The sequence below is a fragment of the Streptomyces sp. B1866 genome (genome assembly GCF_031932565.1).
GTDB lineage: Bacteria > Actinomycetota > Actinomycetes > Streptomycetales > Streptomycetaceae > Streptomyces.
The window spans coordinates 1-9,170 of sequence record NZ_JAVSCF010000250.1; the positions used below are offsets into that span (position 1 = coordinate 1).

The following is a 9,170-nucleotide window of genomic DNA, read 5'->3' on the forward strand; positions in this document are numbered from 1 at the left end:
TGCGCGGCGGCCCTCCGGCCCGGCGGCCTCACCGAAGCCCACGCCCTGTGCCACGGAGGCCACTGCGCCTGCCGCTGCCACCGTAAGACCGCTGTCAGCCTCGGACTGCTGGTCGGCGGGCCCACGCCCCTGACCGGCGACGACTCGACCGGCGAGCTCCAGCCCGTACCGGCTCCCCCGCCGGGAGCGGGGTGGCCGGGCGGGGGTGACCGGCGGCGGCGCCCGCCCGTCACGCCCGCCGAGGCCACGGCGGAGATGCTGGAGGCCGGGTACGAGCCGATCGAGTCATACCCGGGACGGGCCTCGGTGGCCTGGTCGTGCCGGTGCACGACCTGCGGCGCCGCCCGCCGGGTGAAGCTGTCGGAGGCCCGCGCGGGGCAGCGCTGCCACCACGCCCGAGGCGTGCCACCGCCCTCGCGCCCCTGAGACGGGGGCGGGCGCGGTGCGGCCACCATCCGGCGATCCCCCGCGCCGGACATGGCCAAGGCCAGCCCCGCCCGCCCCTTCCGGCCCGGCCCGCCCGTACCCGTACGGCGCGGGCCGGGCCACCCGGAACCGGGCCGCGCCTGGGTGCTCCGCTGGTGGGCGGCCCGGGGCCCAGCCGACACGTAGACGCGCCGCCCGGGACGTAGGGCCCGCCCCCTGCCACGGTCGCCCGCCCGCCCCCGCGCGGCGGGCCCGGGCCGGTCGGCCCGGCGGCCCAGGTGGCCCGCCGGGCCGGGCGGACCCGGGCCGCGGGCCGGTGGGCCCCGGTCGCTGGGCCAAGCGGGCACAGCTACGCCGAACGATGCGGGATACCACGAAAGTTGGGTACGCGGCCATCATGACGAACGCGATCAGGGTGTCCGATCTGCACAAGTCGTTCGGCCGCAGCCCGGCACTGGACGGGCTCGACCTGGACGTCACCGAAGGCGAGGTGCACGGCTTCCTCGGCCCCAACGGTTCCGGCAAGTCCACGACCATCCGCGTCCTGCTCGGCCTGCTGCGCGCCGACGGCGGCACCAGTGAGGTGCTGGGCCGCGACCCCTGGCACGACGCGGTCGAGCTGCACCGCCGCATCGCGTACGTGCCCGGGGACGTCACCTTGTGGCGCAACCTGAGCGGCGGGGAGGTGATCGACCTGTACGGGCGGCTGCGCGGCGGGCTGGACCCGGAGCGGCGTACCGAGCTGCTGGAGCGGTTCGAGCTGGATCCGACCAAGAAGGGCCGGGCCTACTCCAAGGGCAACCGGCAGAAGGTGGCCCTGGTGGCGGCCTTCGCCTCCACCGCCGACCTGCTGATTCTCGACGAGCCGACCTCCGGGCTCGACCCGCTGATGGAGGAGGTGTTCCGCTCCTGCGTGGCCGAGGAGCGGGAGCGCGGGCGCACGGTGCTGCTGTCCAGCCACATCCTCAGCGAGGTGGAGGCGCTGTGCGACCGGGTCACGATCATCCGCAAGGGCCGCCGGGTCGAGTCCGGCTCGCTCGCCGACCTGCGCCACCTGACCCGTACCAGCATCGAGGCCGAGCTGGCCGGCGAGCCGGGCGAGCTGTCCGGGCTGCCGGGGGTGCACGACCTGGACGCTTCGGGGGCGAAGGTGAAGTTCGAGGTCGACACCGACAAGCTCGGGGACGTGCTGAAGCACCTGGCCGACGTCGGGGTGCGCAGCCTGACCAGCGCCCCGCCCACGCTGGAGGAGCTGTTCCTGCGGCACTACCAGGGTGAAAGCGAGGCCCGGGGCGCCTCCGCGGCGCGGCAGGCGGTGGGACGATGACCGCCACCGCCTCCCCCGCGCGTGTCGCCACCCACCGCCGCGGGTCCTCCCGGGACCTGGCCGGTACGGCCGTGCTGCTGCGCCTCGCGCTGCGCCGGGACCGGATCATGCTGCCCGCGTGGGTGCTGGTCCTCGGCCTGGCCGTCAGCAGCGTCGCGAGCTCCATCAAGAACATGTACGGCACCGCCGCCGAGCGCGCCGACCTGGCCCGCGACATGCTCGCCAACGGCTCCACGCGCGCCCTGTACGGGCCGGTCTTCAGCGACTCCGTCGGCGGCCTGACCGCCTGGCGCATGGGGGCCTTCGCGCCCGCGCTGGCCGCCGTGATGAGCCTGCTGCTCGTCGTGCGGCACACGCGCGAGGAGGAGGAGACCGGCCGCCAGGAGGTGCTGTCCTCCGGTACGGTCGGCCGCCGCGCGGGCCTGACCTCGGCGCTGACGATCGCGCTGGCCGCCAACGCGGGCGTGGCGCTGCTGGTCATGGCGGGCCTCGCGGGCGCCGGCGAGGGCGGGACGGGCGCGGTCGCCCTGGGCCTGGCCATCGGGCTGACCGGCCTGGCGTTCGCGGGCCTGGCCGCGGTGGCCGCGCAGCTCACCGACAACGCCCGGCTGGCCAAGGGCCTGACCGCCGCCGTCCTGGGCGTGGCCTTCGTGCTGCGCATGGCGGGCGACGCGGCGAAGAACGCGGCCGAGGGGTCGAGCCACTGGCTGGTGTGGGCCTCGCCGCTGGGCTGGGCGGAGAACGTACGGCCCTACGCGGGCGAGCGCTGGTGGCCCCTGGCCCTGGTCGCCGTCCTGGCCGCGGCCGGCGTCACGGCCGCGTACGCCCTGGCGGGCCGCCGCGACCTCGGCGGCGGCTACCTGCCGGACCGCCCCGGACCGGCGGGCGCCGGGCCGCTGCTGCACGGCCCGTACGGGCTGGCCTGGCGGCTCCAGCGCGGCGCGCTGCTCGGCTGGGCCGCGGGCCTGGTCTTCGCCGGGGCCGTCTTCGGCGGCATCTCCAAGGACGCGGAGGACATCATCGGCGACAGCGGCCGCACGCGCGACATCTTCGAGCGCATGGGCGGCCACCAGGGCGTCACCGACTCCTTCCTGGCCGCCATGGTCGACATGCTGGGCCTGGTGTGCCTGGTGTACGCGGTGAGCGCCGTGCTGCGGCTGCGCGGCGAGGAGACCGGCAACCGCGCCGAGCCGCTGCTGGCGGGCCCGGTCGGCCGGCTGCGCTGGGCCGGGGGCCACCTGCTGGCCGCGTACCTCGGCAGCGCCCTGGTGCTCGCGCTCGGCGGCCTGGCCACCGGCGTCTCCTACGGCCTGGCGACCGACGACCTGGCCGGGCAGGTGCCCCGGCTGGTGGCCGCCGGGCTGGCCCAGGTTCCGGCCGTGTGGGTGGTCACCAGCGCGGCGGTCTTCCTGGTCGGCGCGCTGCCGCGGCTGTCCGGCGCGGCGTGGGGGCTGGTCGGCGCGGCCCTGGCCATCGGCTGGCTGGGCCCGGCCGTGGACCTGCCGCAGTGGGCCATGGACCTCTCGCCCTTCAGCCACCTGCCGGACCTGCCGGGCGGCGAGGTGTCGGCGGTGCCGTTCGCGTGGCTGGCGGCGGTGATCGCCGTGGCGGCGGGCGCGGGGCTGGCCGGGCTGCGACGGCGGGACTTCGGGGCGTAGCGCCCTGCGGGGCGGGGGGTGCGGGGTGCCCTGCCGGGCGAGGGGAGCGGTACGGCCTGCCGGGCGGGGGTGTGGTTCGGCCTGCCGGGCCGGGGGTGCGGGGTGCCCTGCCGGGCGAGGGGAGCGGTACGGCCTGCCGGTCCCGGGGGTGCGCCCCTTCCCCGTCCGGGGTGCTGCGGGCCTGACCGGTCCGGGGCGCGGCGGGCCTTCCGACCTGGGGCGCGGCGGTACGGCCACCCTGTGGGGTGCGGCGTCGCGGCCACCCTGGTGCGGTGGGCTGGGCCACAGGCCAGCGGTCAGGCGGCCCGGCCTACGCGCCTGGTACGGCGGACGGCGCGGCCGCGGGCCCGTTTCGGGTCGCGGCCGCGCCGTCGTGCGCACCTGCTCCAGGCGGCCGCGCGGCCCGGCGGCCGGTTGCGTCAGCTCAGCGTCTCGGCCGCCGTCGGCGAGCTGTCCCGCAGGAATGCGGTGCAGCGCTCGTACTCCGGCTCCTCGCCGATGGCCTGCGCGGCCCGGGCCAGGGCGTGCAGGGCGCGCAGGAATCCGCGGTTGGGCTCGTGCTCGAACGGCACCGGGCCGTGCCCCTTCCAGCCGTTGCGGCGCAGCGCGTCCAGGCCGCGGTGGTAGCCGGTGCGGGCGTACGCGTAGGACTCGACCGGGCGGCCCGCCTCGAACGCCTGGTCGGCGAGCTGCGCCCAGGCCAGCGAGGACTCGGGATACTTCGCGGCGACCTCCTCGGGCGCCGCACCGGAGGCCAGGAGCTCGCGGGGCTCGGGGTCGTCGGGGAGCAGGGTCGGGGGCGGTCCCCCGAGGAGGTTCTCATGGATAGCCATGGGTTCCAGTGTGCCGCGCCCCGCCCGGCCAGGCGCCTCCCCCGCGACGAGCCGGGGCGTACGGGACGGGCGGGGCCGGGTGTACGCCCCGGCCGGGCGTGTACATCCCGGCCGGGCGCCGCGGGCGGCGGCCTGCCGCGCGGGCGCGCCGACGGTCCCGGTGGCCGGTCACTCCGGTGCGGGAAGGGCTCCGGTACGGCCGGGCCGGGCCGGGCTGGGTCGGGCCGGGCCGGGCTGGGTCGGGCCGCACGGGTACGGCGGGCCGGGCGGGCAGCGGGCCGTACGGCCAGGGCCCGGCCGCCGGGGCCCGGTACGCCCGGTCCGGTCGTACGCCGGTCACGGCCGTACGCCCGGCCCGGCGGAAGTCACGAGCGGCCGCCGCCCGCGGTGAGCGGCCCGCCGCCCGGTGCCGGGGCGGCGGGCCCGTGCCGGGGCGGCGGGCCCCGGTCCCGGGGCGGCGGCCGCTGGAGCGTTTCGGCACCCGTACGGGCACCTGGCGGCGCCGCGCGAGGCGGCGCCCGCGCGACTACTTCAGCTTGGTGCCGGTGGAGCGCAGGTCGGAACACGCCAGGGTGACGCGCTCGGACATGCTCTTCTCGGCCAGCTTGCCCCAGCTGCGCGGGTCGTACGTCTTCTTGGACCCGACCTCGCCGTCGACCTTCAGCACGCCGTCGTAGTTGCGGAACATGTGGTCCGCGATCGGGCGGGTGAAGGCGTACTGCGTGTCGGTGTCGAGGTTCATCTTCACGACGCCGTTCTCCAGCGCAGTGGCGATCTCCTCCTGGGAGGAGCCGGAGCCGCCGTGGAAGACGAAGTCGAACGGGTCGGTCTTGCCGACCTTCGGGCCCACGCCGTCCTGGAGGTCGCGCAGCAGCTCGGGCCGCAGCACCACGTTGCCCGGCTTGTACACGCCGTGCACGTTGCCGAAGGAGGCGGCCAGCAGGTAGCGGCCCTTCTCGCCGGTGCCCAGGGCCTCGGCGGTGCGCTCGGCGTCGGCGACGGTGGTGTACAGCTCGTCGTTGATCTCGTGGGTGATGCCGTCCTCCTCGCCGCCGGTCGGCGTGATCTCCACCTCCAGGATGATCTTCGCCTTGACGGCCTCGGCGAGCAGTTCCCGGGCGATGGCGAGGTTGTCGGCGAGGGTCTCGGCGGAGCCGTCCCACATGTGGGACTGGAAGAGCGGGTTACGACCGGCGCTCACCCGCTCCTGCGAGAGGGCGATCAGGGGGCGTACGTACCCGTCGAGCTTGTCCTTGGGGCAGTGGTCGGTGTGCAGCGCGATGTTGATCGGGTACTTCTCCGCGACGACGTGCGCGAACTCGGCGAGCGCGACCGCGCCGGACACCATGTCCTTGCTGTACTGGCCGCCCAGGAACTCGGCGCCGCCGGTGGAGATCTGGATGATCCCGTCGCTCTCCGCCTCGGCGAAGCCCCGCAGCGCGGCGTGCAGGGTCTGGGTGGACGTCACGTTGATGGCCGGGTAGGCGAACTTGCCTGCTTTCGCCCGGTCGATCATCTCGTTGTAGATGTCGGGGGATGCGATGGGCATCTGTCCGCTCCTTGGGGTGTGCGGGGTTGAGTTCTGAACCGTAACCCTGACCTTGGACGACGTACCGAGGACAGGCTCAGAGGGACGCCGTCGTCCGGGCTTATCCTCCCAGACTCTGCCGACTGGCCGACGTGGTGGCCACAGGCAGTCACGAGCGTCACACGCAGGGGTGGCGATGTTTCACGTGAAACCGGCCGACCGTGGACCAGGCGGTGACCGGGCTTGACGGGCCGGGGGCGTCCGGTTCGGGTCCCGGCGCCCTGAGCCCCATCGAGCCGGTCGGCCTGGTCGCGGCCGTCAGGCCCGACGGCCCGTCAGGCCAGGTCGAGGTCGGACAGGCCGTACGCCTGGTAGTACGGCAGGCCCGCCGCCTCGATCGCCGGGGCGGCGCCGCGCTCCACGATCACCGCGACGGCCACCACCTCGGCGCCCTCGGCGCGCAGCGCCTCGGCCGCCGTCAGCACCGAGCCGCCGGTGGTGGAGGTGTCCTCCACGGCCAGCACCCGGCGCCCGGCCACGTCCGGCCCCTCGACGCGGCGCTGGAGCCCGTGCGCCTTGCCTGCCTTGCGTACGACGAAGGCGTCGAGCTTGCGGCCGCGCGCGGCGGCGGCGTGCAGCATGGCCGCGGCGACCGGGTCGGCGCCCAGGGTCAGCCCGCCCACCGCGTCGTAGTCCAGGTCGGCGGTCAGGTCGAGCATGACCTCGCCGACCAGCGGCGCGGCCTCGCCGTCGAGGGTGATGCGGCGGAGGTCGACGTAGTAGTCGGCCTCCTTGCCGGACGAGAGGGTGACCTTGCCGTGCACCACGGCCTTGTCCTTGATCTGCCGCAGCAGGGCGTCCCGGGCTTCGCTCATATGGAGCAGATTAGGGCGTGCCCTCGTCGATCTTGCCGCTGACCCGCCTCTTTGCGCGCAAGCCGGACACGGCGCCGGGTGCGCGGCGGGTGCGCCGGCGGTCGCTCACCGGGTCGGCAGCCGGCCCGCTTCGCCGAGTCGCCAGCGCCTCGGGTCCCCGGGTCCTCGGGTCCCCGGGTCACAGGCGGCGCCAGGCCCAGGTGGCCGACACCTCCAGCGGGTCGATCGGGGTGACCAGGCGGGGCAGCGTGTTCAGGCCGTTGGGCGGGCCGGACTGGGGCTCGACGCACACCGCCTCCGACTGCTCGTCGTACACCACGACCCACTCGGCCCGGCTGGTGACCTTCAGCTCCAGCTGCCCCGGCCAGGTCACGGTCACGTCCACGCCGTCGGGCATGCCGAAGCAGTCGTCCCACGGGCCGGGCAGCGGCGCGATACGGCGGCCGGTGGGCAGGTGGTCGGCGCCCCGCTCCTCCTGCCACCCGGGGGTGAAGGAGATCTCGGCACCGTCCGCACCCTCCCCCTCGCCGAGCGTGCGCCGGAACCAGGGGTGCCAGCCGGCCTGGGCCGGGAAGGAGTCGCCGGCCGTCTCCACGGCGAGGGTGAGGGTCAGGTGGTCGGCGGCCAGGTCGAAGGTCTGGGTGACGCGGCCCCGGTACGGCCACGGGTCGGCCAGGTCGTACGCGAAGGCGGCGGCCGTGTCCGACGCGTGGACCGTACGCCAGGGGACGTTCCGGCCGGTGCCGTGGATGGCGTGCGGCGGGGAGTTGACGGGGAGTCGGTGGCGCGCGTCGCCGTTGCGGAACAGCCCCCGGTCGGTCCGGCCGCACCACGGCACCATGGGGAACGACCCGTAGCGCGGGCCCTGCCGCAGCAGCTCCGTGCCGCCGATCCGCAGCGAGCCGACCCGGCAGCCGTTGCCGGGCGTGATCGTCACCTCGGCGTCGCCGGCCGCCAGCCGCACGGCGTCGGCCGGTGCGTCCCCGCCGGCTGAAGTGATGTGGTCATCCGTCACGCCACGACCCTATGCGCAGCCGACCTGGACGCGGGTCAGCACCCCCGTCGCGGCGCGGCCGACCCTACGCGGCGGCGGACAGGCGGACGTACGGCGGCGGGCGGGCAGGGCGTACGGGCGGGTGGCAGACGGGCGTACGGCGACGGACCGGCGGGCGTTACGGCGTCAGCGTCAGCGTCTGCGGCGCAGGGCCCGGCCGACCACGACGGCGGAGGCGATCACCGCGGCGGCGGCGGGCGCGGCCCAGCGCGGGAGGGGGCCGCCGGGCGAGGACTCGGGCGCGGGCACCGGTGCGTACCGGCCGCGCGGCGGGGCGTGGTCGACCTCCTCCGTGCTGCGGCCGATCATGGTGCGCCGGGCGTGGGCCGCCTCGGCGGGCGGCTCGTCGGCGGAGGCGGGCACGGGCGCGTCGGGCACGATCTCGGCCTCGACGGGCTCCGCGCCGGCGGCGGAACGCAGGTCGGTGACGTCCGCAAGGTCGTCCGTGTCGTCCCCGTCCAGGCCGTCGGCGTCCTCGGCGTCCTTGGCGTCCTCGGCGTCCTCGGCCTTCGCCGCCTTCCCGGTGCCCGAGGTGTCCGCGGCGTCCGAGGGCTTCCCGGCCTGCGGAGCGCCCGGGTCCGCGGCGGCGTCCGCGGCGGCCGGCGGGTCGTCCACCAGGCTCGCGGTCAGGGCCTGGGCGAACCGGTCCAGCAGCCGCCGCCCGACCAGCGACGCCGCCGCGCTGTCGAACTCCGCGAGCCGCCCCTTCCCGCGCGCCCCACCGGAGCACACCAGCCCCGTCCCGCCGTCCACGGCCTTGGCCACCACGGTCAGGGCGAGCCGCACCGAGCCGCTGCCGCGCGCCTCCGTGCCCTCCCCCTCGACCTCGAACACCCCGCCGCGCTCGGCGAGGCGCAGCGTGCCGCGGTAGGTGATGGTGGAGCCGCTGATCCGCAGGCGCAGCCGCCCGGTCAGCGGGTCCGCCGCCTCGTCGGCGTCCCGCTGGAGTCCGGGCACGCACGCGGCGACGCGGGCGGACTCCGAAAGCGCCCGCCGCACGGTGTCGACGGGAAACGGGACGAACACCTCATGCTCCATAGCTTCTGACCCTACCCACGGGGCCCCGGGTGAGACTCTTACGCAGGCGTGACTTTCGCCCTTCGGTTTGTCATGGGCCTGATTGTTTCGGCCGCGCGCCCGCGCTCACCGGCCGTACCCGCGCTCTCGGCCCGCTTCCGGGCGCCGCCGCCGCGCTCCGGGGGCCACCCGATCGGAGGGCGCCTGCCCGCGCCCACCACATGCGCCGCGCCCACCACCCGTACCGCGCCCGGTACCCGTACCGCACCCGTATACCCGTACCGCCGGCGCGTCACCCGTACCGCGGGTGCGTCACCCGTACCGCGGGTGCGTCAGCGTCGACACGTGCGGGCCGCCGCGGCGCTGCCGCACCGCCGCGCGCTCCGCGGCCCGCAGCCGCCACGCGGTCAGCCACCGCGGGCGCGGCCCCCGCTCGGCGAGCGCCAGGCGCG

Annotated in this window: 7 protein-coding genes and 1 pseudogene; 3 read left to right on the plus strand and 5 right to left on the minus strand. The window is 76.3% G+C overall.

From position 1 onward, the window contains the following. The 3 genes and pseudogenes from RKE29_RS24475 to RKE29_RS24485 form a co-directional block, all read left to right on the plus strand. Nucleotides 1-426: pseudogene (locus RKE29_RS24475) on the plus strand (hypothetical protein); the annotation flags it as partial. A 397-nt stretch (nucleotides 427-823) separates the two neighbouring features. Continuing rightward, on the plus strand, nucleotides 824-1,753 hold the full coding sequence (locus RKE29_RS24480) for an ABC transporter ATP-binding protein (RefSeq protein ID WP_312007782.1): 930 nt from the start codon (nucleotides 824-826) through the stop codon (nucleotides 1,751-1,753). Then, nucleotides 1,750-3,411 (plus strand): ABC transporter permease, encoded by a 1,662-nt coding sequence (locus RKE29_RS24485; RefSeq protein ID WP_312007784.1) that lies wholly within the window; start codon nucleotides 1,750-1,752, stop codon nucleotides 3,409-3,411. The genes RKE29_RS24480 and RKE29_RS24485 overlap by 4 nt, the downstream gene beginning before the upstream one ends. Before the next feature lie 419 nt (nucleotides 3,412-3,830). Here the strand turns inward: RKE29_RS24485 and RKE29_RS24490 are convergent, their stop codons facing one another. From RKE29_RS24490 to RKE29_RS24510, 5 genes are all read right to left on the minus strand, one after another. After that, entirely contained in the window at nucleotides 3,831-4,244 is a 414-nt protein-coding gene (locus tag RKE29_RS24490; RefSeq protein WP_312007785.1) for a DUF3151 domain-containing protein, read from the minus strand. A 526-nt stretch (nucleotides 4,245-4,770) separates the two neighbouring features. Beyond that, nucleotides 4,771-5,793 (minus strand): class II fructose-bisphosphate aldolase, encoded by a 1,023-nt coding sequence (gene fbaA / locus RKE29_RS24495; protein ID WP_312007786.1) that lies wholly within the window; start codon nucleotides 5,791-5,793, stop codon nucleotides 4,771-4,773. 314 nt (nucleotides 5,794-6,107) lie between these two features. Beyond that, nucleotides 6,108-6,647 carry an orotate phosphoribosyltransferase gene (pyrE, locus tag RKE29_RS24500; RefSeq protein ID WP_312007788.1) on the minus strand — a complete coding sequence of 180 codons (540 nt, stop codon included), beginning with the start codon at nucleotides 6,645-6,647 and terminating at the stop codon, nucleotides 6,108-6,110. A gap of 178 nt (nucleotides 6,648-6,825) precedes the next feature. Continuing rightward, nucleotides 6,826-7,662, minus strand: a complete 837-nt coding sequence (locus tag RKE29_RS24505; RefSeq protein WP_312007790.1) for an aldose 1-epimerase — start codon at nucleotides 7,660-7,662, stop codon at nucleotides 6,826-6,828. Between the two features lie 171 nt (nucleotides 7,663-7,833). Then, nucleotides 7,834-8,739 carry a carbon monoxide dehydrogenase subunit G gene (locus RKE29_RS24510; protein ID WP_312007792.1) on the minus strand — a complete coding sequence of 302 codons (906 nt, stop codon included), beginning with the start codon at nucleotides 8,737-8,739 and terminating at the stop codon, nucleotides 7,834-7,836. Between the last annotated feature and the right edge of the window lie 431 nt (nucleotides 8,740-9,170).